The 24,567-nt window shown below is 55.3% G+C and carries 22 protein-coding genes; 8 read left to right on the plus strand and 14 right to left on the minus strand.

Annotation, left to right across the window (positions count from 1 at the left end; genetic code table 11):
- Positions 1-55: 55 nt before the first annotated feature.
- Genes ACXADJ_RS11690 through ACXADJ_RS11700 form a run of 3 tightly spaced genes read right to left on the minus strand, consistent with a single transcriptional unit; the run spans position 56 to position 5,059 of the window.
- Positions 56-1,951, minus strand: a complete 1,896-nt coding sequence (locus tag ACXADJ_RS11690; RefSeq protein WP_475066049.1) for a response regulator — start codon at positions 1,949-1,951, stop codon at positions 56-58.
- Positions 1,948-2,853, minus strand: coding sequence for a hypothetical protein (locus ACXADJ_RS11695; protein ID WP_475066051.1), 906 nt, complete (start codon positions 2,851-2,853; stop codon positions 1,948-1,950). Before ACXADJ_RS11695 ends, ACXADJ_RS11690 begins: the two co-directional genes overlap by 4 nt.
- Positions 2,854-2,869: 16 nt before the next feature.
- Entirely contained in the window at positions 2,870-5,059 is a 2,190-nt protein-coding gene (locus ACXADJ_RS11700; RefSeq protein WP_475066053.1) for a TonB-dependent receptor plug domain-containing protein, read from the minus strand.
- A gap of 237 nt (positions 5,060-5,296) precedes the next feature.
- Between ACXADJ_RS11700 and ppa the strand changes: the two genes are divergently transcribed.
- Positions 5,297-5,824: an inorganic diphosphatase gene (gene ppa / locus ACXADJ_RS11705; RefSeq protein WP_028294925.1), complete on the plus strand. Its 528-nt coding sequence runs from the start codon at positions 5,297-5,299 to the stop codon at positions 5,822-5,824.
- A 76-nt stretch (positions 5,825-5,900) separates the two neighbouring features.
- Here ppa and ACXADJ_RS11710 read toward each other — a convergent pair whose 3' ends face one another.
- Complete coding sequence (locus ACXADJ_RS11710; RefSeq protein ID WP_475066055.1) at positions 5,901-6,344, minus strand: PAS domain-containing protein; 444 nt, start codon at positions 6,342-6,344, stop codon at positions 5,901-5,903.
- Between the two features lie 205 nt (positions 6,345-6,549).
- Between ACXADJ_RS11710 and ACXADJ_RS11715 the strand changes: the two genes are divergently transcribed.
- From ACXADJ_RS11715 to ACXADJ_RS11725, 3 genes are all read left to right on the plus strand, one after another.
- The gene (locus ACXADJ_RS11715) at positions 6,550-7,467 is read left to right on the plus strand and encodes a MerR family transcriptional regulator (RefSeq protein WP_475066057.1); all 918 of its coding nucleotides are present in this window, start codon (positions 6,550-6,552) and stop codon (positions 7,465-7,467) included.
- Positions 7,464-8,474 carry a methyltransferase gene (locus ACXADJ_RS11720; RefSeq protein ID WP_475066059.1) on the plus strand — a complete coding sequence of 337 codons (1,011 nt, stop codon included), beginning with the start codon at positions 7,464-7,466 and terminating at the stop codon, positions 8,472-8,474. Before ACXADJ_RS11715 ends, ACXADJ_RS11720 begins: the two co-directional genes overlap by 4 nt.
- A 65-nt stretch (positions 8,475-8,539) precedes the next feature.
- A complete protein-coding gene (locus ACXADJ_RS11725) occupies positions 8,540-10,576 on the plus strand; it encodes a TonB-dependent receptor plug domain-containing protein (protein WP_475066062.1) in 2,037 nt (678 codons plus the stop codon).
- Positions 10,577-10,682: 106 nt separating this feature from the next.
- Here the strand turns inward: ACXADJ_RS11725 and speD are convergent, their stop codons facing one another.
- Positions 10,683-11,477 (minus strand): adenosylmethionine decarboxylase, encoded by a 795-nt coding sequence (speD, locus tag ACXADJ_RS11730; protein ID WP_475066064.1) that lies wholly within the window; start codon positions 11,475-11,477, stop codon positions 10,683-10,685.
- A 98-nt stretch (positions 11,478-11,575) separates the two neighbouring features.
- Positions 11,576-11,995 (minus strand): OsmC family protein, encoded by a 420-nt coding sequence (locus tag ACXADJ_RS11735; protein ID WP_028294930.1) that lies wholly within the window; start codon positions 11,993-11,995, stop codon positions 11,576-11,578.
- A 391-nt stretch (positions 11,996-12,386) separates the two neighbouring features.
- On the opposite strand from ACXADJ_RS11735, the gene crp reads away from it, so the two are divergent.
- Positions 12,387-13,025: a cAMP-activated global transcriptional regulator CRP gene (gene crp / locus ACXADJ_RS11740; RefSeq protein ID WP_036537441.1), complete on the plus strand. Its 639-nt coding sequence runs from the start codon at positions 12,387-12,389 to the stop codon at positions 13,023-13,025.
- A 131-nt stretch (positions 13,026-13,156) separates the two neighbouring features.
- Here the strand turns inward: crp and trpC are convergent, their stop codons facing one another.
- From trpC to ACXADJ_RS11765, 5 genes are all read right to left on the minus strand, one after another.
- A complete protein-coding gene (trpC, locus tag ACXADJ_RS11745) occupies positions 13,157-13,963 on the minus strand; it encodes an indole-3-glycerol phosphate synthase TrpC (protein ID WP_475066070.1) in 807 nt (268 codons plus the stop codon).
- Positions 13,964-13,984: 21 nt separating this feature from the next.
- Positions 13,985-15,031 (minus strand): anthranilate phosphoribosyltransferase, encoded by a 1,047-nt coding sequence (gene trpD, locus ACXADJ_RS11750; RefSeq protein ID WP_475066074.1) that lies wholly within the window; start codon positions 15,029-15,031, stop codon positions 13,985-13,987.
- Positions 15,032-15,044: 13 nt separating this feature from the next.
- Entirely contained in the window at positions 15,045-15,632 is a 588-nt protein-coding gene (locus tag ACXADJ_RS11755) for an anthranilate synthase component II (protein WP_475066078.1), read from the minus strand.
- Between the two features lie 74 nt (positions 15,633-15,706).
- Positions 15,707-17,191: an anthranilate synthase component I gene (gene trpE, locus ACXADJ_RS11760; protein WP_475066082.1), complete on the minus strand. Its 1,485-nt coding sequence runs from the start codon at positions 17,189-17,191 to the stop codon at positions 15,707-15,709.
- Positions 17,192-17,438: 247 nt separating this feature from the next.
- Positions 17,439-18,107 carry an HAD family hydrolase gene (locus ACXADJ_RS11765; protein WP_475066084.1) on the minus strand — a complete coding sequence of 223 codons (669 nt, stop codon included), beginning with the start codon at positions 18,105-18,107 and terminating at the stop codon, positions 17,439-17,441.
- 754 nt (positions 18,108-18,861) lie between these two features.
- Here ACXADJ_RS11765 and ACXADJ_RS11770 point away from each other — a divergent pair.
- Positions 18,862-19,221, plus strand: a complete 360-nt coding sequence (locus tag ACXADJ_RS11770; RefSeq protein WP_036537444.1) for an HPF/RaiA family ribosome-associated protein — start codon at positions 18,862-18,864, stop codon at positions 19,219-19,221.
- A gap of 225 nt (positions 19,222-19,446) precedes the next feature.
- Here the strand turns inward: ACXADJ_RS11770 and ACXADJ_RS11775 are convergent, their stop codons facing one another.
- The 3 genes from ACXADJ_RS11775 to ACXADJ_RS11785 form a co-directional block, all read right to left on the minus strand.
- Positions 19,447-21,258: an acyl-CoA dehydrogenase C-terminal domain-containing protein gene (locus tag ACXADJ_RS11775; RefSeq protein ID WP_475066090.1), complete on the minus strand. Its 1,812-nt coding sequence runs from the start codon at positions 21,256-21,258 to the stop codon at positions 19,447-19,449.
- Between the two features lie 317 nt (positions 21,259-21,575).
- Positions 21,576-22,184, minus strand: coding sequence for a hypothetical protein (locus tag ACXADJ_RS11780; RefSeq protein ID WP_475066095.1), 609 nt, complete (start codon positions 22,182-22,184; stop codon positions 21,576-21,578).
- 53 nt (positions 22,185-22,237) lie between these two features.
- Positions 22,238-22,501: a hypothetical protein gene (locus tag ACXADJ_RS11785; protein ID WP_028294939.1), complete on the minus strand. Its 264-nt coding sequence runs from the start codon at positions 22,499-22,501 to the stop codon at positions 22,238-22,240.
- A 153-nt stretch (positions 22,502-22,654) separates the two neighbouring features.
- Between ACXADJ_RS11785 and ACXADJ_RS11790 the strand changes: the two genes are divergently transcribed.
- Both ACXADJ_RS11790 and ACXADJ_RS11795 read left to right on the plus strand, forming a co-directional pair.
- Positions 22,655-23,518, plus strand: a complete 864-nt coding sequence (locus ACXADJ_RS11790; protein WP_475066099.1) for a ComF family protein — start codon at positions 22,655-22,657, stop codon at positions 23,516-23,518.
- Positions 23,519-23,578: 60 nt separating this feature from the next.
- The gene (locus ACXADJ_RS11795) at positions 23,579-24,565 is read left to right on the plus strand and encodes a serine/threonine protein kinase (protein WP_475066104.1); all 987 of its coding nucleotides are present in this window, start codon (positions 23,579-23,581) and stop codon (positions 24,563-24,565) included.
- Positions 24,566-24,567: the final 2 nt, after the last annotated feature.

The following is a 24,567-nucleotide window of genomic DNA, read 5'->3' on the forward strand; positions in this document are numbered from 1 at the left end:
GCCAGCATCCGGGCACTGATGCTGGCTTTTTGCGTTTCAGGGGACCTGTTTTCCGTCAGGAGACGATTTCCTGCTCGCCACAGGCGTTCCAGCGAGACACCATCTTTTGCATTTGCGCCAGCGACACCGGCTTGCTGATGAAGTCGTCCATCCCCACCGCCAGACAGCGCTGCCTCACCTCATCGGAACTGTTGGCTGTACAGGCAATAATCGGACATCTGATTCCTCGTTGACGTAACGCTTCGGTGGTTTCAAAGCCATCCAGACCCGGCATTTGGCAATCCATCAGGATCAGATCAAAGGTGTGCGCTTCGATCAACTGTAAGCAACGCTCGCCACTTTCGGCGATGGTGATGTCGGCATCGGGGCAGACCCGATTCAACATCTTCTGAGCCACTTTCAGGTTCACCTGATTATCTTCCACCACCAGAATCCGCCCACGCTGCTCAGATGCCTGGCCTGAATGCTCGGTCTCTTGTTCCCCTGCCAGTTTGAGCGGCAGATTCACCACCACATGAGTGCCCTGACCGTGGTTGTCATTCAACTGAATGCCGCCCCCCAGTACATGGCAAATATGATGGGAAATGGTCAACCCCAGACCCATGCCGTCGTACTGGCGGTTGAACGATGACGATACCTGGGCAAACGCCTGGGTTACCTTATGGCGTTGATCGGCAGGAATACCAATGCCGCTGTCGATGACATCCACCACCAGCCAGTGATGCTCCAACTGCGGGTACAACGAAAACTTGATCAGCACATAGCCGTCGTCGGTGAATTTAACGGCATTATCAATCAGGTGTCGCAGCGCCTGACGAATCAGGGAAGGGTCCATCAGCAGCGATTGCTGACACAATTGCGGGTCAAATTCGACCACAAAAGAGAGCTCTTTCTCCATCGCTTTATGGCGAAACTCTTCCATCAGCGGGTCAAGCTCTTGCGGCAAACAATGCGCCTCGAACGCAATCGGCATGTTGATCTTGTCGGTATCAACGACGATCAGGATGTCTTCCAGAATTTGCGACAAACCCGCCAGCGACTTCGCTGCCATACTCCGATACTCGTCAAATTCGGACGCTGACACGTCCTGGCGAATCAGCTGCAAGGCCCCGCTGATGCCGTTCAGCGGGGTTCTTACTTCGTGGCTGATCATGGACAAAAATTCGCTTTTGGCCCGCAAAGCCTGTTCGGTCTTGAGCTTTTCCGAACGCAGCTGGGCGGTGTAGCGACTCTGGTTTTGGCGGGCGCTTTCCAACGACTCCACCAAACGGTTGGCACTGAGTTGGAGCTCACCTATTTCTGCACCGTTATCGACATCAATGCTGCCATCGGTCTTGCCATTGGCCAGCAAGCGAATAAACGACGTCAGTTTTTCCAGCGGTGGAATCATGGTGGTGGAGATCGCCCCAGCGACCATCATGGATACCAGAATCACCCCGATGCCTGTCATCAGCGACTGAACCAGAATGGCGTCCTGGCGCTGAAGGTTGAAGGTGTCGGTAATTTCCAGCCGCACCCGACCAATGGTTTCCAGCAGCATGTCGCCTTCGCCCATGTCGTTGAAGGCATCAAACGCCGGGATTTCCTGGGTGATCGGTTGCTCTACAAAGCGCATGTCAGCGAGAGGAATTTCGGCGTATCGATCAATCTGGCGATAGAACACCCGCTCGTCGTCGAGGTTACGAATCTCAACCGAGGCAATCGCTGGCTGCTTCAATACACTGCCAACCACAGGTTCCAGCATGGCGTAATTGCCAGAGAACAGCGGGTATTCCGCCGAGGCGGCGAGGTTTTCCAGTGCGATTTCCGTCAGCACCCGGGTTTCGCGCTGCATTTCTTCCCAGCGCTTGAACATGTGGTAACTGGTAATCAGCAACGCCGCCACCAACACGGGTACGGTGCCTACCAACAGCACACGCATCCGGATCGGCCAACGGCGCACCGAAATCATGGTTGCTCCTGTTGCCGCAGAGTCTCGGCCAGTTGCTCTGCATCTGGCAAAATCAGGTTCAACGAGCGAGCAACCTGCTCGTTATAACGCACCTTGAAGTACGGGTTGTATCCCGCCGTGGGCCAATCGCCCTGTTGCCCTGCCGTTACCAGCTCAGCCAACCGGCGGGCAGTGTCACCAAGGTCACTGTAGGTCGACGCCAGCGCACCGGCCCGAATGTAGGCGCTCGAAGGGCCAATCAGAGGTCGACTCTGGCGATAGGCGGTAATCAGGATGTTCTTGATATTGGCGGCGCTGTAGAGCGTCGTATCGTAAATACCGATCAGCGCCTGGCTGTTTTGCAACAGATCGACCAAAGCACGATTCAGGCTGTCGTAGTCGTCGAGGTAATAGGCCTGAAGACGCTTGCTGTTCAGACTGTCTTCGCAGTCGCACAATGTCAGCAGCGACTGCTGGTTGGTCGCCAGTACGCCCAACGGCTGATCATCACCGATCAGGGCCTGCGCCAGTGCAATTTGACGTGCAAACGGGGGTTCCAGATAGATGGCGCTTTGCAGTGCCAGTGCGGGGACTTGCTGAGCCGGTATCAGCACCGCCAGAGTCGGGATATTGGCCGGAATACGGTCACGGGCAGTCAGTGCTTGCTGGCCGACCAGTACCACCACATCGGCTTGCTGAACACGGTCTTCAAAGCGAGGGCTGCTGGTCAACACCACGGTTGCCTGGGCGTTGGCCAGCTCGGCGGTATTGGCCGCCAGACGGGATACAGAATCGGCCTTCTTGTGGCTGACAAATGCCAGTTCAAGGGCGCAGGAGGCGTTGAACACCAACAGCAACGCCAGGGTCAGCAGCGCTGTGGTCCAACTCCTCCTGTTTTCGTCACTGAAACACCTTGCATCCATGCAATCTGTCTTCCTGTTAGAAATTGATACCAGCCTGAACGTAGAACAGGTTACTGGTATTGTACCTCTGATTACTGTAGATCAGCGGGTTGCGATCAATCACATGATGCACGAAGAACCCGAGTGACGGTTGGTATTTACCAATCCGATCAAACACCTTGAAGTTCACTTCGGCACGACGATAGCTGTTGTCGTTACTTTTGGCGTACTGGTTGTAAGCGTCATACCAGAAGTAGGAACCGGTCAGGCTCCAGTTTTCTTCACGGTGACTCCAGCTTGCAACCAGGCTGTTCTGGGCACTCAGCCGGGTATCCGTCAGGTAAGAGCGGTACACATCGCCATCCGGCTCAATGGTGTCCTCGCCTTCCACATCCACATTGATGTAGGCAGCCGTTAACCACAACCAGTCTTTCGCCGTCGCTTCCCAATTGAGTTGCATCTCAACACCTTCGATGTCCATGTGGGTGTTAGCGTTCAACTCCAGCGTCTGGATATTGATCGGATCTGTGATCAAATTCTCCATATGCTCGCGGAAAACCTTCACGTCCAGTTCGATGCCCGGCTCATTGAAGCGACCATAATACCCCAATTCCAGGCTGGTGATGCGTTCGTGATCAAGATCCCGTGCGCCCGGCCATTGATGCAGATAGAAGGTTCCTTCATCGGCATTGAGGTAATTGTCGCTCAACCCGGTAACGTCAATCTGGAAGTTCGGGTTCTGTTCCAGCAGGTCCGGCGAACGGGTCGCGCGTGAATGAATCAAACGCACACTCTGCTGCGGGGTAATCAGGTAATTCAGGCCGATACGCGGTGAGAACACGCTGTCGTTGGCGTCTTCCTTCTCCCAGGTACCGCCAGCGTTCAGCAGCAGGTCGTCCAACAGCCAGTATTCCAGATTACCGAACAAGCGATAGGTATCGTTTTTCACCGTGCCGTCAAAGTAGGTGCGGGAATACACCTGATCGCGGCGCAGGTTCAGGCCCATCACGGTCCGCAGGGACTCGGTCCAGCGGCGGGTGTCCTGAATTTCGATATCAAAACGCTCGTCACGGCTGGTGTTCTCAATGGTGCCTTCGGTGCGTTGGGTCAGCAACGACAAGTCGCCACCGCTATTGGCCAGAATCTGGCCAATGTAGCCCATGCCTGTTGTGTCCAGACCATAGCCCATCAAGCGCTGCATCAGCTCACTCTGCGCGTTGGAAGCCGCTACCGTACCAGCATAGACTTCACCAATCAGATTTTGCAGTTCATACACAAAACCGTCCGCCAAAGTGTTGTTGTAACGGTACAAATCGAACAACGCCGGATCGATCATCAGCGTATACGGATTCACCGTTGCCGAACTCTCACGCACTTCGCGCTGCCAGTAACCACGCACATAGGCGGAATGGTCGACGTCAAAGTCTTTCGACAACTTCGCCAGCACCATGCCCTGACGGGAATCCACATCCGGGGCTGAGGTATAGAGATCGTTCTGACGAATATCGGTGTGACCGGCCTTGTAGGACGCCTGGGTCTGCAGTACCCAACCGCTGTCGAAGGTCTGGTTACGCGCCAGCGACACAAAGCCATGACGTACGCCGTCGCGGTACTGGTCACTGTGGCTGTTGCGGTCAGAACCATCAAAGCCATCGCTGGCGGATACTTGTCCGGTCACCCGCCAGGCTGCGCCACCGGCAAGCCAGGAATGACTCAAATAGCCGTCATCGACGCCGTTGTTGCCATTGCGATAACGCAACTGGGTTCCCAGCGAATCACCCGGGTGCTTGGTGATGATGTTGATCACGCCCTGGAAGGAGTTCGAGCCATAGGTGGCTGAACTGGGGCCGCGGGTCACTTCGATGCGCTGAATGTCTTCCAACGCCACCGGGATGTCGTTCCAGGTGACCGAGGCAATCGCTGCCCGGTAAACCGAGCGACCATCCACCAGCACCTGCAAGCGCCGCGACACGCTGGGAGCCCCTGCGTGATACGCCACCGACGCGTTGTTTTCGTCATCGCCATGACCAATAAACATGCCAGGCACAAACCGCATCAAATCCGGCAAGGTACGGACACCCCATGCCTCGATCTGTTGTGCCTCAATAATGGTTACACTGGCTGGTACTTCTGCCCGAGGTTGACGTAATCGCGTGGCGGTCAGTACCACCGGCAATTCGTGATCCTCGAAAATTCCTTCTTCACCTAACTCGTCCGTGAGCAGCATCTCGTCCAGTTCATCAGCTATAACCTGATTTGCTCCCGCCAGGCCGGCGCAAAGCAAAATTGAACTCGCCAAAAATTTCATAGGGTGTTTTGTAATTTCGCTGCTCTTTTCCCGCCGCCCTCTGTCAAGAGTGTCAACGGGTTCTACTAACGGCTTTATACTGATGTAGGCCTGACAGAACAAGTATCAGGCGGCTATAATCCGGCCCAAACCAAACACTGACCAAGGGAAAACAACATGAGCTACAACTCAGTGTCCGCAGGCAAAGACCTTCCAAACGACGTTTACGTGGTAATTGAAATTCCTGCTAACCATGCGCCGATCAAGTACGAAATTGACAAGGACATGGACTGCCTGATGGTTGACCGTTTTATGGCAACCCCGATGTTCTACCCAGCCAACTACGGCTACATCAACGATACTCTGGCGGGTGATGGTGACCCTCTGGACGTTCTGGTTGTGACTCCTTACCCAGTACAGCCAGGCTCCGTGATCCGCGCTCGTCCAGTGGGTGTTCTTAACATGGAAGACGAGGGTGGCGAAGACGTCAAGCTGTTGGCCGTTCCTCACACCAAGCTGACCAAGATCTACGACGACGTTCAGGACATCAACGATGTTCCTCAACTGCTGCGTGACCAGATTGCTCACTTCTTCGAGAACTACAAAGATCTGGAAGCTGGCAAGTGGGTTAAAGTCCGCGACTGGGGCAATGCCGACGACGCTCGCAAGCTGATCGAAGAATCTGCCGCTGCCTACAAGGGCTAAGCGACGGTTGTTCAAACAGCACGCACAAAAAAGCCGGGTTACCCCGGCTTTTTTGTGGCTGTCAGCTTTGTAGCTGTCAGCTTTGCTTGGCCTGCAGCGCCTCGAACTGGCGTTTCAGCTCGACAAATTCCGATACATCTTTTTGTACACCAATGTAATACATCAACTGTTCATCTTCGCTGTACACAGGTGACAAACTCAACTCGTTCCAGAACATCGAGCCATCCTTGCGGTAGTTGCGCAGGGTCACCCGGGCCGGCTTGCCTTCCTTGATGGCCTGACGAATCTCTTCAATGCCCTGTTGCTCACGGTCACCAGCCTGCAGGAAACGGCAGTCCTGGTAGAGAATTTCATCCGCGCTGTAGCCGGTGAGCCGCTCAAATGCCTTATTCACATAGATCAGGATGTTGTCTTCGCCTTCCTGTTCCGCAATGACGATGCCATCATTGGAAGCGTCGACGGCTTTTTTAAGCAGATCGAGGTTGATTGGGCCCTGCGGGTCTGTTGGCTGGTCAAACATGAAATATCTCCGCGTATGATGCTGGAAAAGTAATCAGCATGGCGCGTCGGGTCAAGTATTGACGCGCCAAAGTCGCGGCGGGTTTTTACATTAGCGATAGCAACGAATAGAATCTGTACAACCTTGTATATTGGTTGTTTACCTTGTTTGATCTTTTCCACGTCCGCAAGCACCTGTCCCGCTTGCCAAGCACGAGCGCCCTATCATGACTGGCAGTAGTTCCGAGTCGACTGCGGCTTATTACCCAATCCGCGTCGTAGCATCCGAAACCGGCATCAATGCAATCACACTGCGCGCCTGGGAGCGTCGCTATGGATTGATCGAACCCAAACGCACCGCCAAAGGCCACCGCCTCTACACCGAGCAGGACATCAAGCTGATCAAGCAGATTGTTTCCTTGCTGAACCGCGGCATTCCTATTTCCCAGGCTCAGGCTATGGTCGCCAACGGCGAAACCCTGCCCGACTCCGGCACTGGCGTCAGTAAACCATCGCAGTGGCAGGTGTACCGTGAACAACTGGCCAACGCCTGCCAGCAATTTGATGAGCGAGCACTGGCGAAGACCTTCGACGAAGTGTGCCAGTTCTTCCCGGTCGAAATGGCGCTGCGGTTTCTGTTTATCCCCTTTGCCCAGCAGCTGCGTGAGCAGTCCACCCATTCTCTTGGCCCTGCCCGCATCAGCTTGTACGAGTCGTTTCTCTATTCGCGACTGGCGTGGCGTCTGTCTGACAACAGCCAACCCGCAGATACCCGGGTATTGATCGCCAACTGCACCCGCGATTCTGAAATTGATCTGCTGTTTGTGGGCTTGCTGGTGCGTCAGTTTGGTCTGGGCATTACCCACTTGTCCCACCTCACCACCGCCGAGCAAATCATTCAGCTGATCAAGGAATGCAAGCAGTGGCCAGTGATGGTGCTGCAGGTTGAACGCATGCCCGACAGCAACCACGTGCAGCAATACCGTAAGGTCGCCATCGAAACCGGCATGCCGGTGTTTGTGATTGGCGCTGCCATGGACGCCCACCCGCGCCTGAAAGAAGCCGGTTTGATTCCGCTGATGTCGGACGATTTACAAAATGCGGCCCTCACGGTTCGCGATATTATTGAAGGAATGACGGCATGAGCCAGGCCCCGTATCAACTACTGTGCCGCCACGAAGATTTACACACCGACCGCACGCTGGTGATCAGCGCCGAAGCCAACCTCGACCCCGACTGGGTAAAACTGGCTCGCGACACCGGTGTCAGCCTGCAAAGCTGGAACTGGACCACCTACCAGAATGCCAAACGCCAACTGGGCGAAAACAAGGTCAGCTTTGGGGTGCCGGATAACGAGCTGCCGGACAACACCGAACGAGTGATTCTGCTGTGGCCAAAGTCCAAGGTATTGGCACAAGCTCTGGTTGAGCAACTGGCCAAAACACCGGACCACCGCTACCTGCCTGAACTCTGGATCGTTGGTGCCAATGACGCTGGCGGCAAGAGCATCAACAACGCGTTGAAATCATTGGCTGACTGCGAAAAACAGGACAGCGCCCGTCGCTGTTCGCTGTGGTCGGCCCTGCTGAAACCACAGGAAGGCAGCTTCAACTGGTTGCGACTGGCCAAACCGACCCCGTATAAAGACGATTCTTTCCTGTCGTTGCCCGGCGTCTTCAGCCAGGGCAGCCTCGACGCTGGCACCGAGTTGTTGCTGGAAACCCTGCCGCCACTGCATGGCAATGCTCTGGATCTTGGCTGTGGTAGCGGCATCATCGGTTTGACCACTGTGAACGACAAAACCACCATGACCCTGTCAGACGTCGACGCCATGGCACTGCGCAGCGCCGCACTGAACAGCGCCCGCAAGGGGCTGGAAGTGACCATTGTGCCAAGCGACGGTTTGGCCGACATCAGCGGTCGTTTCAACTATATTTTATCCAATCCGCCGTTCCACAGCGGCAAGGAAACGGATTACAGCATTGTTGAAACCCTGTTCCGTCAGGCCCGTGATCACCTGACTGTGAACGGCGAAGTCTGGCTGGTGGCCAACCGTCACCTGCCATACGAAGAGTTGGCCAAGGGGCACTTTTCCCAAATAGAGGAAATGGCTAGCGGCCGTGGCTTCAAGGTGATTCGCCTGCGCCGCTGACCCAGCTCATCGCCGCTAATTAGCTTCATTACCACTATCTGGCTCCGCTGTTTAAGGAAGGCCCTATGGATGTTACGCCGACCACTGCCGCCTTCCGTTCAAGTAGGCTCACCTGCTTTCGGCTACCTCGGCTTGCTGCACTGCTGCTGATTATCTTTGGCAGCAGTGCGCCACAAGCTGCCGAACGCCTGTATCAGGCCAGCTGGTTTGAAACCAGCCACCCTGATACCGCCATGGACATGCTGACCCGCATTGCCGGCGCCGGGCGGGTCAAAACCGCACTGGCCACTGACGATCTGCTGATCGACGGCCTTAATTCCGACTACCAGCAAGTTGAGATTAACGGCATCACGGTGCAGTCCAGCGCCAACAGTCTGCATCGACTACTCGACCGCATTCCCTTCAGCGAAGTACAAGCCATTGAAGTGCGTCGCAACCCCGGTTACGACAGCGACTTTGGCGGCGGCGCTGCGGCCACCATCAACGTTATTCTGAAACAATCAGAACGCCAGCAACTGGACGTGAGCTGGTTACCGGCCACCAGCGACCAGCGCAGCAATCACAGTGGCTCCCTGCATCTGGCCAGCGGTGCTGACGAACACTGGCAATTAGCGGCCTCAAAAACCCAGCTCAGCGACACCGTCAGTGGCTACTTTACCGATGACAGTCGTCGCCGCTGGCAACAGCAACGGGAACAACAGGATCTGTTTCTGCGCGCCGGTTATCGCGGCATGCGCAACGCCCGCGCCAGCTGGGCGGCCAACCTGCTGTACTTGCAGGGCCGCCGTCAGTTTCAGCAAAACGCCCTGCCGCTGTCGCTGCGTTTCAACGTCCACGAGCCAGACCTCGGCGCCAGTGACTACGACAGTCACAACGCCATGCTACTGTGGAATCTGCAAACCAGCATCAACTGGGACACCATCAAAAGTCGGCTGATGCTGTCAGGCCAGCAAACCACCGAAGACGTGAACTCCGACTTTTTTGACGACAGCAATCGCCAGCACAGATACAAACTGGAATGGCGTATTCGTGAAACCTGGGATGAGCACCGCTGGTCCGGCAGTGCTTCCTGGCTGATTCGCAAGATGTCGTCACGGCTGTCCAACCCGCAACAACCGGACAGTCAGGTGCAATCCTTGTCGCTGTTGGAAAACCGTCTCTCAGGCCATCTGGCCGACCACTGGCAGGTTACCCCGGATACCCGCCTGACGGTTGGCTTGCGCGTCGACAGCTACGAGCTGAAACAGCAAAACCAGAGTGGCAGCGACAGCGACATTGCCACCGGCACCGCCTGGCTGCCGAACAGCACACTGGAATATCAACTGGATGATCGCGAGAGCATTGCCTTGTCGATCGGCCAGTCCGTCAAGCCGATTCCAGCGGTCGACCGCATTGAACACCAGGTGCGTGGCTCGGGTAGCACCACCTGGCTCGGCAATCCGGATCTGGATGACGAAATCACCACCCAAAGCCGTATTGAATACCGCCGCCGCTTTCAGCCCGACCAGCCCGCTCACCACTACGGCTTTACCCTTGCCGTCAGTCAGCGTTTGATCAGTCGAGCGCTGTACTACGAGTTTGAACGCAGCAGCCAAAACAGCACCGGCATGACCACCATCACGCCCAATAACAGTGACCAACCGACGGTAATACGCGCGATTTCGGCCAGCTATGAAAGCCGCCCGGAAGTGTTCGGTGTGCCCTTTACACTGGCGCTTTCAGGCAGCCTGTTCAAAACCGAAGTCCAGCACGACAGCGAGATCAATGGCAGCAACCGCTCACGCATCAGCCAGACCCCCGACAGCCAATGGAAGCTGTCGTTGTCGCATTGGTTTAACCGTCGACTGAACGCTGGCGTCAGCTGGCAACATCAGGGGCAGTCACGGCAAATTGCCAACGGTGACGACGGCGAAGTCAGCATTCATACCTCGCGCACTGGTCGGTTTCAGGGGCACTTGCACTGGGGCCAGGAGCGCGGTTGGTACAGCGCGCTGAAGTTTACCTATCAGCGTGGTGAGCGTTACCAGTCTGACGAAGCCAACTTCACCGTTGACGCCAACCCCGGCTGGCACTGGAGCCTCAATGGCGGCTGGCAGTACTAATCTGCCAGCCCTGCCTCAGAGCCAAGCCAGAAACAAAAACGGCAGCCCAAAGGCTGCCGTTTTGCAAACTACCTACCTAGCTACCTGGCTAGCAACCTACCAGCACTTACTCTGGCATATTGCGGGAGTAGAAGATTTCCAGCATCTCACGACGCAGCTTGCCTTCAATTTCCGTACGCTCTTCGGCTGACAGGTTTTGTGCCGCTTCACCAAACAGGTAGTTGTCCAGCTCGAAGTCCTTCAACAGCATCTTGGTGTGGAAGGTGTTCTCCTGATACACGTTCACGTCGATCATCTGATAGGCGTTCTGGGTATCTTCGGTCAGGTAGTTCTGGATCGAGTTGATGTCGTGATCAATGTAGTGCTTCACGCCGTCCACATCGCGGGTAAAACCACGCACCCGGTAGTCACAGGTCACGATGTCGGAGTCGAACGAGTGAATCAGGTAGTTCAGCGCTTTCAGCGGTGAAATCAGACCACAAGTAGACACGTCGATGTCGGCTCGGAAGGTACTGATACCACCATGCGGGTGACTTTCAGGATAGGTATGAACAGTCACGTGACTCTTGTCCAGGTGCCCCACCACAGAATCACGCAGCGGACCTGGCTTTTCTTCCATCAGGTCTTCGCTGGGTGGTACTTCGTGTTCTGCGATCAGAATCGTTACGCTTGCGCCTTCCGGTTCATAATCCTGACGGGCCACATTCAGAATGTTGGCACCGATAATATCCACTACATCCCCAAGAATCTGGGTCAGACGGTCTGCGTTATATAATTCGTCGATGTATTTGATGTACTCCTGACGTTCTTTCTCGTTTTGCGTATAGCAAATATCGTAGATGTTGAAGCTCAGGGATTTGGTCAGGTTGTTGAAGCCGTGAAGGCGCAACTTGTTGTTCAATAGAGTGTCCTCAATTACCCCGCAAAGCGGTGGAGTCAGGTTTTAAACGGTTGCCAGGCAGCCCCGGCAGCCTATATCGATCAGATGTTGTCGATCTGTCAGTCTTCGATCACTTCATGGCTGTGGGTAATTTCCACGCCCGCTTGTTCCAGCATGATGGATGCTGAGCAGTATTTTTCGGCCGACAGCTTCACCGCACGCTCGACGCTTGCGGCTTTCAGGTCCTTGCCTTTCACCTTGAAGTGAACATGAATTTTGGTGAATACCGACGGTACGCTGTCAGCGCGTTCTGCTTCGATGGAGGCCACACAATCGGTCACCTGCTGACGTTGCTTGGTCAGAATGCTCATCACATCAAAGCTGGTGCAGCCGCCCAGACCCAGCAGCAACATTTCCATCGGCCGTACGCCCATGTTGCGACCGCCGTGATCTTCCGGTCCATCCATGACAACGGAATGACCGCTGCCGGATTCGCCCAGGAACATGGCACCATCTACCCATTTGATTTCTGCTTTCATATGTCCTTCCCGACCAGTCACCATCGCCACAACGCATGACGATTCAAGGTTGCGGAGGGTATCACATAGAAGGAAGTCAGTTAAAACAAAGGTCCCTCTACAACGCGGCTGCGGCCCGGCTTTTTGGGCCATGGTGATTGCAAAAAAATTGTGCTGTTTTGGCAATGACAGGGAACCGGTCATGACTGACGCAGTCGGAACAGGCGCTTGAATCGCAGCCACAGTTACAGATATGGTTTCAAGCTGCTACTTAACAAACTGCACCGATTGTTTGTGACAGGCGTCACCGCCTGAAGCAAAATCGCTAACAGAACGAGCGATAGAGTGAGATACTGAAGCGCTTCTTTAGCTTGATTGTTTCATCATTTCGCAAATGGATTGGAAGCCCGATATGAGCCTGGTTAAACCGCCGCAAAAGGACCCTTACCTGGAAGACTTCCTGAGCCAATGTCATCGTCGTCGTTACCCTGCACGTAGTACGCTGATTTACGCTGGCGAGGAAAGCAACACTCTTTATTATCTGGTCAAAGGATCGGTCAGTGTCATCATCGAAGATGAAGACGGCCGCGATATGATCATGGCCTACCTCAACCCGGGGGATTTCTTCGGTGAAATGGGCCTGTTTGAAGAAGAACAGTCGCCACGCACCGCCTGGGTGAAAGCCAAAACCGAATGTGAAGTGGCTGAAATCAGCTACGCCAAGTTCGAAGAAATGGTCAAACTGAACCCGTCACTGATGTTCAAGCTGTTCCGTCAAATGGCCAACCGCCTGAGCCACACCACCCGCAAAGCCGGTGACCTGGTGTTTATGGACGTGACTGGCCGCGTCGCCCGCACGCTGCTGGAGCTGAGCAAGCAGCCAGATGCCATGACCCACCCGGACGGTATGCAGATCAAGATTACCCGTCAGGAAATTGGCCGCATCGTGGGTTGTTCCCGCGAAATGGTTGGTCGGGTTCTGAAAGATCTGGAAGACGGTGGACTGGTGTCTGTGAAAGGCAAAACCATGGTGGTTTACGGCACTCGTTAATCCCTGCCTTCATACCGCCGATGCTCATCGAGCAGATACAAAAAAGCGCTGACATATCAGCGCTTTTTTCGTTTTGGGCAGGGCTTCAGGGCCGCTTTTCAAACGGCCCTTCAATCCATTCAGAAACCCATTCAGAAGAACAGCTTCTGCAACTCTTCGCCTGGCTCTTCAGCACGCATAAAGGCTTCACCAACGAGGAAACCGTGAACGTTGTGCTGACGCATTTCAGCCACTTCATCGCGGCCAAAGATACCGCTCTCGGTTACCAGCAATTTGCCCTGTGGCACCATGTCCAGCAAGCCGTAGGTGGTTTGCAGGGTCACGTCGAAAGTGTGCAGGTTGCGGTTGTTAATGCCCAGCAATGGCGTTTGCAGCTTCAGTGCGGATTCCATCTCCTTGGCATCGTGCACTTCAACCAGCACATCCAGCCCCAGCTCCAGTGCCAGACCTTCAAGGTCCTGCAGCTGCATGTCGGACAACGCCGATACAATCAGCAGTACACAGTCAGCACCGATCTGACGGGCTTCATAAATCTGATAAGGGTCAACCAGAAAATCCTTGCGGATTACCGGCAGCGAGCAGGCTGCACGGGCTTCTTTCAGGTAGTCCTCATGGCCCTGGAAGTACTCGGCATCGGTCAGCACCGACAAACAGGCAGCACCGCCCTTCTCATAGGACTCGGCGATTTGACCCGGGACAAAGTTCTCGCGGATCACGCCTTTTGATGGCGAGGCTTTTTTGATTTCAGCAATCACCGCTGGCAAACCGGCGTCGACCTTGGCTTTCATCGCCGCGTGAAAACCACGCAGCGCGTCCGGGTCCATATCCAGTGCCTGAGCCTTCAGCTCGCTCAATGGCAGGCTTTTGCTGCGCAAGGCAATTTCTTCCTGCTTGGTCAGCAGGATTTTTTTCAGAATGGTTGGCGTATCGTTGTTCACTGTCAGTTACCTTGCTGGCTATCAGCTTTGCGCGTCTTCAGCGAGGTATTCAGAGAAACTCGCCAGTTCTTTCATTTTTTCCAGTGCCAGACCCGAGTAAATCGCGTCCTGCGCCATGCTGACACCGTCTTTCAGGTTCATCGCCAAACCGGCAACGTAGATCGCCGCACCGGCGTTCAGCGCCAGCATGTCGGCGGCTTTTTCACCCGCCGGGGTTTTGCGTTTGCCCAGTGCGTCACGGATCAGCTCCAGACTTTGCTCGGCGCCATCAACGCTCAGGCCTTCCAGACTCTGGCGCTCAATGCCGAGGTCTTCCGGGGTGATGGTCAGCTCACGCAGCTCGCCCATGTAGAGTTCACAGGCGTGAGTTGGACCCGCCAGGCTGATCTCATCCAGTCCTTCGTCGGAATGCACCACCAGCACGTGGCCAGCGTTCAGACGTTGCAGGGTTTCTGCAATCGGCTTGATCAGGTCTTTTGAGTACACACCAATCACCTGATTCGGCACACCGGCCGGGTTGGTCATTGGGCCCAGAATGTTGAATACGGTGCGCATGCCCAGCGACTTGCGCACACCAATGGCGTGCTTCATGGCGCTGTGGTGCATTGGCGCAAACATAAAGCCGACACCCAGTTCTTCGATGCAACGGGCAACCTGTTCGCTGTTCAGTTGCAGGTTCACACCGGCCGCTTCCAGCAAATCGGCACTGCCGGATTTGGAAGACACACCACGGTTGCCGTGTTTGGCCACCTTGCCACCGGCCGCTGCCACCACAAAGGAAGACGCGGTAGAGACGTTGAACATGTTAGCACCGTCACCGCCAGTGCCGACGATGTCGACGGCGTGCAGCGGGTGTACTTCAACCCCACTGGCCAGTTCGCGCATGACTTTCACGGCACCGACGATTTCGTCGATGGTTTCGCCTTTCATGCGCAGGGCGACCAGAAAACCACCCACCTGGGCAGGATCGGCCTGGCCGGTCATGATCTGGTTCATCACGTCGATCATTTCTTCGGTGGTCAGGTCTTCACGCTCGACCACTTTGGACAAGGCTTCACGAATTTCCATTTTGGTCTCCTGTTCAATCCAGTCGCATTTGCAGAAAGTTATTCAGCAAATCGTGGCCGTGTTGGGTAAGAATTGATTCCGGGTGGAACTGCACGCCTTCAATCGGCAGTTCCTTGTGACGTACGCCCATGATTTCTTCCATCGAGCCATCTTCGTTTTCCGTCCAGGCGGTAATTTCCAGGCAGTCCGGAATGGTGTCCTTGTCGATCACCAGCGAATGGTAACGGGTGGCCTGATACGGATTGGTCAGCCCGGCAAACACACCCTTGTCGCTGTGGTGAATGGCCGACAGCTTGCCGTGCATCACTTGCCCGGCGCGAACGATGTCACCGCCAAACACCTGACCAATGGACTGGTGACCCAGGCAAATGCCCAGAATCGGCAGTTTGCCGGCGAAATAACGAATGGCCTCCATCGAGATACCGGCTTCGTTGGGCGTGCATGGCCCCGGTGAAATCACCAGGTGATCCGGGTTCATGGCTTCGATTTCTTCAATGGTGATTTCGTCATTGCGAAACACCCGCACATCGGCACCCAGTTCCGCAAAATACTGTACGACGTTGTAGGTAAAAGAGTCGTAGTTATCAATCATTACCAGCATGTTGTGCTCCATCGCGGCCAGCCTGTGCGGCCGCGCTAAAATTCGGTTGAACGGCTATTCGGGAAACTGACGGATCACTGATCCAGTCCGGCTTCGGCCAGAGCCACGGCTCTGAACATCGCACGGCCCTTGTTCAGGGTTTCCTGCCATTCCATCTCAGGTACCGAATCGGCCACCAGACCGGCACCGGCCTGAATGTTCAACACACCGTCCTTGATCACCGCAGTACGAATGGCGATAGCGGTATCCATGTTGCCGTTCCAGCTCAAATACCCCACGGCACCGCCGTAAACGCCACGCTTGGTGTGTTCAAACTCGTCGATGATTTCCATTGCACGGATTTTTGGAGCACCGCTCAAGGTGCCAGCCGGATGCACTGCACGCAGCACGTCCATGGCCGTAATGCCTTCTTTTACCTGACCCGTGACGTTGGACACAATGTGCATCACGTGGCTGTAACGCTCGACCACCATCTGTTCGGTGAGGTTAACCTCGCCGGTTTGCGCCACCCGACCGACATCGTTACGGCCAAGGTCGATCAGCATCAGGTGTTCGGCGATTTCTTTCGGATCGGCCAGCAGCTCTTCTTCCAGCGCCTTGTCTTTTTCCGGGGTATCGCCACGCTTGCGGGTACCGGCAATCGGACGCACGGTGACTTCGCCGTCTTCCAGACGCGCCAGAATTTCCGGCGAAGAACCCACTACGTGGAAGTCGTCGAGGTGCAAACAATACATGTAAGGCGACGGATTCAGGGTGCGCAGGGCGCGGTAGATATTGACCGGATCACCACTGAATGGCACCTGCATGCGCTGCGACAGCACACACTGCATGATGTCACCGGACAGCACGTATTCCTTGACCGATTCCACCGCCGACTTGAACTCATCCGCACCGTACACCGACTGGAAATCTTCCTCGGCAACAGTACGGGATTCCGCCAAAGGCTGGCCGATTGGGCCGGAATACGGCGTCCGCAGGGTTTCGCGCAGCTGCTCCAGACGTTGCTGGGCCTTGTTGTAAGCGTCGTCCTGTTCTGGATCGGCCAGTACAATCAGGTTGAGCTTGCCGCTGAGGTTATCGAACACCACCACTTCTTCTGACACCATCAAGAGGATGTCCGGGGTGCCGATTTCATCCGGCGGGCAGGTTTTCATCAAGCGCGGCTCAATGTAACGCACGGTGTCGTAACCAAAGTAGCCGACCAGACCACCCTGGAAACGTGGCAGACCTTCAAGGTCGGGCACCTTGTAGCTTTGTTGCAATTCGGAGACGTATTCCAACGGGTCTTTTACGTCCAGCTCGCTGACGATTTGGCCGTTTTCAAGGCGCGTCACACGATGGCCAGAGACCTTGATCACTTCGCGGGCAGGCAAGCCAATAATCGAATAACGGCCCCACTTTTCGCCGCCCTGGACAGACTCAAACAGGTAGGAATACGGCGCATTGGCCAGTTTCAGGTAAGTGCTCAGTGGCGTGTCGATATCAGCCAACACCTGGCGTGCAACAGGAATACGGTTATAGCCCTGCTCAACCAGTGAGTTAAATTCTTGCAGTGTCATATGGGTAGGAACCTGATAGAAGTTGTAAACGCAATTAGAGATGCCCACGCGGGCAGATAGGCGATGCGTTTACCACCATCGACGGACGAGCAGTTGACCTTTTTGCAGAGGGCAGTTGAGTGGGTAAAACACCACGAGCTCCCGGATAATTATTTTGACAAGACCTGCATCATAACAGATGACCGAAACACGGCAAGCAAGCCAGCAAGCCGTTTCTGGCACAGCGGCCAGCCCAACAAAACGCCGCTCAGTTACGCCAGTCCAGCGACGGCCAACCGTTCAATTCCGCAGCTTCACGCAACCGATTGTTGGGATTCAAAACCACCGGCTGACCAACCCGTTCCAGTAACGGCAAATCGGCGTGACTGTCGGTGTAGAAAGCGGCATCACTGAAGCGAAGGCCCCGCTCGCGCAGAAACGCTCGCGCCAGCCCCACCTTGCCATTGCCGTAACACAGCGGTCGTTGTAAACCGGTGATTTTGTTATCGACCACCCGCAGACGGTTACTGATAACGTGCTGAATGCCCAGCGCGTCGGCGTAGGCCCGGGCAACGTACTCGTCGGCACCGGTAATCATCACCGGCTCAATGCCCTGACGCTGGTAGCCGTACAGCAAGGAAGCCGCCTGGGGATAGATATGCAGATGGCCACGCTCCAGAAAAAACTCGTCCACCCGTTGTTGGTAATCGGTCAGAGCCATGCCGCGAGCGCGGGTTTTGTAATAGTGCGACAGGCGCCAGTGAGTCACCCGGCCTTTCTTGTAGGCACGGTACAACGACGCCAGAGCCAGCGTGGCTTCAACCAGCGCCCAGCGTTCGCGGCGAACCCGCCACTTGATCCAGAGGCTATTAGCATCCTTGTTAATCAAAGAGTCGTCGAGATCAAAAAAAACGACCTTGACTGGATATACCTGCATGACCTGAATTCCTGTCAGTTAAGGACCCTCTGAGCAACCCTGCACAGCTCTGCGCAAGCCCTCCAGGGTGTCAGAACAAGGCAGCGGATACAGCGGAATGGCTGGCCCTTTCCGATTCGCCAATACCGGTATGACAGCCTGCTGGCCGCGCCCGAAGGGGATGGCAGGGCCTTGCTGACTCTGTGTCGCTGATTTTTGACTTGACCCGTCAGGCCTGCAAATCAGCTTCGTGACTCAGCGTCGCCCTGTCATCCAGAGCGGGCACCGGGTTATTCAGAGGGTCCTGAACCGCCAGACTAACACGCATCCAACCCGCGCCGTAGCTTGAAACACTCTAGTCAACAGACTTATGAACAAAGCCACATTTCATTTGGCTGAGCCACAAACCCACATCAATTTGGCTCGTTTATTCACACAAATATGACAACCAGACGATTGACGTGATGACAACTTGATGTAATCTGAAGGTGAAGTCGCGGAACAAATCGACTTCCGAATGATCACAAAATCAGGCTTTGGCAAAAACAGAATTTAGCTATCAAGCCTATGATTTTTAAGGTTTTTACACTCTACAACTTTGGCTACCAAAGAGGAGGACGCAATCCGAACAGGGCATGCGGTAAAGACTGAGGCCATCGTCAACAAGGCCCGGCCATTCGTATGCCAGCAAATAAACCGCGGGCGACAGGTCAACACGCCGTCACCCACCGCCGAATATCCGGCATCGCCTTATGCTTGTTACTAAGGAGCGTTTATGAAAGGTCTGGCAATCAGTTTTCGTGACATCGAACATTCAGATGCGATTGAGAACACCATTCGCGAAAAAGCCGACAAACTCACCTCCACCTATGACGACATCACCGGCATTCGCGCCGTCGTCGCCATGCCACACAACCACAGTTACAAGGGCCGACTGGCGCATGTATCTCTGGAAGTCGGTTTACCCGGCGAGACCGTGGCAATTACCCACGACAGTCACGACAGCCCAGAGCATGAGGATATGTATTTTGCCGTGCGCAATGCCTTCGACAAGGCCCAGCGCAAGATTCGCAAAATCCACGAGCGTCGCGTCGACAGCAAGCGTCGCTCCGGGCCAACCGCCCACACCGCCTGAACCGGCGCGTTAACTCACCGACTTGAAAGCCAGCCTCGCGCTGGCTTTTTTGTGCCCAGCCGTTTTGTCGGATGGCGCAAGCTTATCCGACCGACATAACGGTTCAGTCTTGCAGGTGCGATGAGACCCGCAGCGACTGCCATCGGACGAGCCACAAAAAAGCCGCTCGGGTGAGCGGCTTTGATGTGGTGTATGAAGGCAGCAATGCCTTACAGAAAGACCTGCTTACAGGAAAGCAAAGTCGTCTTCTTGCAGGGACATCAGGCTGGCAGAGCCAGCTGTCATGGCAACTGCATGGGCCTTGGTGCGCGGCAGAATACGGTCGAAGTAGAACTGGGCCGTTTGCAGCTTGGCCTTGTAGTAGGCTTCTTCCGTGGTACCTGCATCCAGTTTCTGCTGCGCCACTTCGGCCATACGTGCCCAGAAGTAACCCAGTACGATGTAACCGGAGTACATCAGGTAATCCACTGCTGCTGCACCCACTTCGTCACGGTTTTTCATCGCGCCCATACCAATTTTCATGGTCAGGTCGCCCCACTCTTTGTTCACTTCAGCCAGTGCTTTTTGCAGCTTGGTCACCTGCTTGCTGGAACCGCCAGCTTTGCAGAACTTGTGAACGATCTTGGTGAAACGACGCAGGCTGGCACCCTGGGTCATCAGCACCTTACGACCCAACAGGTCGAGGGCCTGAATACCGGTGGTACCTTCGTAGATGGTGGCAATACGAGTATCACGCACCAGCTGTTCCATGCCCCACTCGGCGATAAAGCCGTGACCGCCGTAAACCTGCATGCCCAGGTTGGTGGCTTCGCAGCCCGCTTCTGTCAGGAAGGCTTTGGCGATTGGCGTCAGGAAGCTCAGCAGTTCTTCAGCTTCTTTACGCTCGTCTTCGTTTTCTGCTTTCTTGACGATGTCGTTCTGCTGGGAAGCGAAGTACACCAGCGCACGGCTGGCTTCGTTCAGCGCTTTCTGGGTCAGCAGCATACGACGCACGTCCGGGTGAACAATAATCGGGTCAGCGGCTTTTTCCGGTGCTTTCGGGCCAGTCAGGGAACGCATGGCCAGACGTTCTTTAGCGTAAGCCAGTGCGCCCTGGAAAGACGCTTCCATCGCAGAAGAACCTTGCAGTGCAGTACCGATACGGGCGGTGTTCATAAAGGTGAACATGCAGTTCAGACCTTTGTTCTCAGGGCCAATCAGCCAACCTTTGGCACCGTCGAAGTTCATCACGCAGGTGGCGTTACCGTGGATGCCCATCTTATGCTCCAGCGAGCCACAGCTCACGGCGTTGCGGTCACCCGGCGTGCCGTCTTCGTTTGGCAGCTGCTTTGGAACGATGAACAGGGAAATGCCCTTGGTGCCTTCCGGAGCACCCGGCAGACGCGCCAGTACGATATGGACGATGTTCTCGGCCATGTCGTGTTCACCAGCGGAAATAAAGATTTTGGTACCAGTAATGCTGTAGCTGCCGTCGGCATTTGGCTCAGCTTTGGTTTTCAGAATACCCAGGTCAGAACCGCAGTGAGGTTCGGTCAGACACATGGTGCCGGTCCACTCACCAGATACCAGTTTGGTCAGGTAGGTTTCTTTCTGTTCCTGGGTGCCGTGCAGGTCGATGGTGTTCATCGCACCGTGAGACAGACCCGGGTACATGCCCCATGACCAGTTGGAAGAACCGACCATTTCAGAAATAACAATGCCAAGGGACTCCGGCAGGCCCTGACCGCCCCACTCTTCTTCGTGGGCCAGCGAAGGCCAACCGCCTTCAACGAATTTGGCGTAGGCTTCCTTGAAGCCAGTCGGGGTTTTCACCGAGCCGTCTTCTTCATTGCGCACACAACCTTCGGTGTCGCCAACACGGTTCAGTGGCGCCAACTCCTGCTCACAAAAACGGGCACCTTCAGCAATGATGGCATCAACCATTTCCGGCGTTGCGGTTTCCGCATAGGCTGGAATGCTGGCGTAGTGCGACGGCATATCCAGCAGTTCATCCATTACGAATTTAATTTCACGCAGGGGAGCTTTGTAATCTGGCATCTCGTTTACCTCGTCGCCTTACTCGTTGTTTGGCCGGTTTGGGAGTTCCGACTCAAATTCAGTTATCAGTGTAGCTGTTTGTTTTTATATCTGATGGTCGTTAGCAGAGGACCATCTTAACCTTTGATAATTTCAAACAAGTGTTTGAAACATACGTTCGCTTCATGGCGAAGTCAAGCGTTTGCTGTGCGAAAGTCAGACAAGTGTTTGAATCAGAATATCCACCCGGGCAAGCGGCGGCGAGAAATATTGCGTAGCAAAATTGTGTCGGGATGCTTCAGAGGATCATCAGGGAGGATGACAGTGGCAGATGTGTCTTACACGTGTTCGTCGAGCAAGGCTTCAATGTTCACAGGGCCGCCCAGCTGGCTTACCTGCAACAGGGTTTCGGTGGCCTGACGCAGTCGGGCATTGGTTTCGGCAAAGCGTTCAGCGGCGGTTGGTTTGTCTTGTTGCTCTGCTCGTTCTTCTTCCGCTCTGGAGTCAGATTGGCTTTCATCGATTGAACGGGCCTCGGCGATAGCATCATTGGCGGCGTCGTTGGCAGCATCGCTAGTCAGTCCAAAGGCTTCGGCCGCATCAACGATAAAAACCCGACCGTCCATTGCCGCTTGTTCCATTTGGCTCAGGGGCAGCTCGGGTGCCGCGGACTGTGTGACGATGTCCATGTCTGTGTCAGAAAACATGCCCATGCTGACCGAGCCAACATCAACAATCGGGGGCGCTGACAACGCGGCAGCACCTGCACCCGCAATACCGGAATTATTTGCAGGCAGCAGCGTTCCCGTGCCGGATTCAGCCGCGAGGACAGCGCCAGAGGAACTGCCAAGGGAAGCCGACGACAAGTCAGCCGCTTCCCTCAGTTCGTCTTCGCGCTGTTGGCGATACTGATCCACACGTTGTTGTTGCTGGAGCTCCTCCAGCATCTTCTGTAGGGATTCTTGATCCCGGGCGGAGTCGGTCGTCTCGTCAGGAGACGTCAGGCTTGGGTATCCAACAAACTGCCCAGCTGAGTATTCTGAGCTTCGATTAGCTTCCCGGCTGCGCCCACCAGTTGCTTTCCCTCTTGCATGTCCACAACCGCTTCGGAAATGGATGAGGTTTCGTCAACGGGCCTCTGGGTCGTCGAATCGGCCACTTGTTGCGCGGCGACCGTCAGCTTGTTGTCCGCCTGGCCAAATGCCTGGCTGGCCTGGGAATAGCCGTTGGTCATTACCGAGCCGCTGGTAGAACCAATATTCATGGCGTGCTCCTGTGTTGAACGGGTGAATAAATACATGTGTTCTGAATCAACACTACGCTTTGTTCAAAAAACAACCACAGAGTTTGGTAACAGCCCTGTACAAAATGTAAGCTGAGTTCAGATAGTCAGTCAGATTTGTACAAGGATGTACTTATGGCCCCCTCAAGTTTTCTAAACAGCGTCAGACAGCGCTGGCAACAAACACAAGCGAACGTTTTTCAATCCAACGCCCAGTTGAATCCGGCTCGCGGTAGTTGTAACCCACTGAGTTTGAATGCCTTCGCGCTGTGCGAAATCTGTTTATCGTCACTGCAAGGCTGCGCCGGATTTATCTGCAACGAATGCGAACACTGGTTACTGCAAGTCGCACCGGCAGCGCAATCCAGCTGTAGCCAATGCGGCGAAATCAATCTGCAACAAGCGACGCCATCGAACGGTTTCTGGCGCTGCCGCCCTTGCCAACGGCAGCCTCCTGCGTTTGACTACAGCCATCACACCGCACTCTACGCAGGTCCCGTCATGCACTGGGTTCAGCAAGCCAAGGACAAGCACAACAGCCAATGGATGCTAAAGCTGGCGCGCTGGATGGCCCGTTACCCACCACCACAGCTACGTACTGTAGACCGCCTGATTCCGGTGCCGTCCAACCGTTGGCGTCGCTGGCAGCGCGGCTTTGACCCGGCCGGAGTGCTGGCCGACGAGCTCGCCCGGGTTCATCAACTGACCATCGACAAGCAGCGCTTGGAACGACTCCCCGGCCATGGCCAACGAGGCCTGAATCGAGCCGAACGACTCGACAACATCCGCAACAGTTACCGCCTGACCAACGTCGAATCCGACAGTAGCCAGCCCCTGGCAGGCCAGCATGTCATGATCGTCGACGATGTGATGACCACCGGTGCCACGGCCGATGGGCTGGCGCAACTGCTGAAACAACAGGGCGCTGCCATTGTTGGTGTCTGGACGCTGGCCCGAACCCCACCTCCCGGTTGGTTTGTGCGCACACGCCGGGAATGATCAAAGCAAGCGGGCCGCGTGCTTGTCAGGCATAATCCGGCCATTATTGCGGAGAACCTCATGACCACAGACAGCCACCCTTATTCCCGATTGTCCCAGGAAGACGTTATGGACGCCGTGGAGGTATTGGGCCTTTACACCGACGCTCGCGTATTTCCCCTCAACAGTTACGAAAACAGGGTGTACCAGGTGGGCATCGAAGACGATAACCCGGTGATTGCGAAGTTTTACCGCCCCGGCCGTTGGTCGCGTGAGTGCATTCTGGAAGAACATCAGTTCATGCTGGAGTTGCAACAGGAGGACATTCCCGTGGTCGCACCGCTAGAGTTCGACGAGCGCAGCCTGTTTGATCACAAGGAATTTATGTTCACCCTGTTTCCCCGCCGTGGTGGCCATGCACCAGAGCTGTCATCCAAACAAGATCTGGAGCTGCTGGGCCGCTGGCTGGCGCGTATTCATCAGGTCGGTGGCTGGCAGGCATTTCAGCATCGCCCTCGCATTGCCGGAGCTGACGATATTCGCTGGGCTGCGGAAACCGTGCTGAACTCTGGCATGATGCCGGAAGACTACCGCGCGGTGTACGAAAGCCTGTGGCCACAACTGCAAACGCTGGTGCAACAGCAGTTTGATGGCTGCGATTTCCGCTCCATTCGCCTGCACGGCGATTTGCACACCGGCAACCTGCTGCTGCGTGACGAACAACTGTGGTTGGTCGACTTCGACGACTGCCTGCAAGGGCCCGCCATGCAGGACATCTGGATGCTGCTGAGCGGCTCCCGCGAAGAGCAACTGGAACAGCTGCAGGCCATTCGCCAGGGCTATGAAATGTTCCGCCCATTCCCCTACCACGAGCTGCGTCTGGTCGAAGCCTTGCGCACCTTGCGGGTGATGAAATACGCGGCCTGGTTGAGCCAGCGTTGGGACGACCCAGCCTTCCCGATTGCTTTCCCGTGGTTTGAAGGACACCGCTTCTGGTCAGAGCATTTGCTGACCCTGCGCGAACAGGTTGCGGCTCTTTATGAGGAACCTTTGGCCCTGTTTGGCTGACA

This window comes from Oceanobacter sp. ABM4_470 (assembly GCF_056158645.1).

Bases quoted from the DNA above. Each gene is read 5' to 3' on its own strand.
- ACXADJ_RS11690 (WP_475066049.1), bottom strand. From the start codon at position 1,951: ATGATTTCGGTGCGCCGTTGGCCGATCCGGATGCGTGTGCTGTTGGTA.
- ACXADJ_RS11695 (WP_475066051.1), bottom strand. From the start codon at position 2,853: ATGGATGCAAGGTGTTTCAGTGACGAAAACAGGAGGAGTTGGACCACA.
- ACXADJ_RS11700 (WP_475066053.1), bottom strand. From the start codon at position 5,059: ATGCTGCTCACGGACGAGTTAGGTGAAGAAGGAATTTTCGAGGATCAC.
- ppa (WP_028294925.1), top strand. From the start codon at position 5,297: ATGAGCTACAACTCAGTGTCCGCAGGCAAAGACCTTCCAAACGACGTT.
- ACXADJ_RS11710 (WP_475066055.1), bottom strand. From the start codon at position 6,344: ATGTTTGACCAGCCAACAGACCCGCAGGGCCCAATCAACCTCGATCTG.
- ACXADJ_RS11715 (WP_475066057.1), top strand. From the start codon at position 6,550: ATGACTGGCAGTAGTTCCGAGTCGACTGCGGCTTATTACCCAATCCGC.
- ACXADJ_RS11720 (WP_475066059.1), top strand. From the start codon at position 7,464: ATGAGCCAGGCCCCGTATCAACTACTGTGCCGCCACGAAGATTTACAC.
- ACXADJ_RS11725 (WP_475066062.1), top strand. From the start codon at position 8,540: ATGGATGTTACGCCGACCACTGCCGCCTTCCGTTCAAGTAGGCTCACC.
- ACXADJ_RS11735 (WP_028294930.1), bottom strand. From the start codon at position 11,995: ATGAAAGCAGAAATCAAATGGGTAGATGGTGCCATGTTCCTGGGCGAA.
- crp (WP_036537441.1), top strand. From the start codon at position 12,387: ATGAGCCTGGTTAAACCGCCGCAAAAGGACCCTTACCTGGAAGACTTC.
- trpD (WP_475066074.1), bottom strand. From the start codon at position 15,031: ATGGAAATTCGTGAAGCCTTGTCCAAAGTGGTCGAGCGTGAAGACCTG.
- ACXADJ_RS11755 (WP_475066078.1), bottom strand. From the start codon at position 15,632: ATGCTGGTAATGATTGATAACTACGACTCTTTTACCTACAACGTCGTA.
- trpE (WP_475066082.1), bottom strand. From the start codon at position 17,191: ATGACACTGCAAGAATTTAACTCACTGGTTGAGCAGGGCTATAACCGT.
- ACXADJ_RS11765 (WP_475066084.1), bottom strand. From the start codon at position 18,107: ATGCAGGTATATCCAGTCAAGGTCGTTTTTTTTGATCTCGACGACTCT.
- ACXADJ_RS11770 (WP_036537444.1), top strand. From the start codon at position 18,862: ATGAAAGGTCTGGCAATCAGTTTTCGTGACATCGAACATTCAGATGCG.
- ACXADJ_RS11775 (WP_475066090.1), bottom strand. From the start codon at position 21,258: ATGCCAGATTACAAAGCTCCCCTGCGTGAAATTAAATTCGTAATGGAT.
- ACXADJ_RS11780 (WP_475066095.1), bottom strand. From the start codon at position 22,184: ATGCTGGAGGAGCTCCAGCAACAACAACGTGTGGATCAGTATCGCCAA.
- ACXADJ_RS11785 (WP_028294939.1), bottom strand. From the start codon at position 22,501: ATGAATATTGGTTCTACCAGCGGCTCGGTAATGACCAACGGCTATTCC.
- ACXADJ_RS11790 (WP_475066099.1), top strand. From the start codon at position 22,655: ATGGCCCCCTCAAGTTTTCTAAACAGCGTCAGACAGCGCTGGCAACAA.
- ACXADJ_RS11795 (WP_475066104.1), top strand. From the start codon at position 23,579: ATGACCACAGACAGCCACCCTTATTCCCGATTGTCCCAGGAAGACGTT.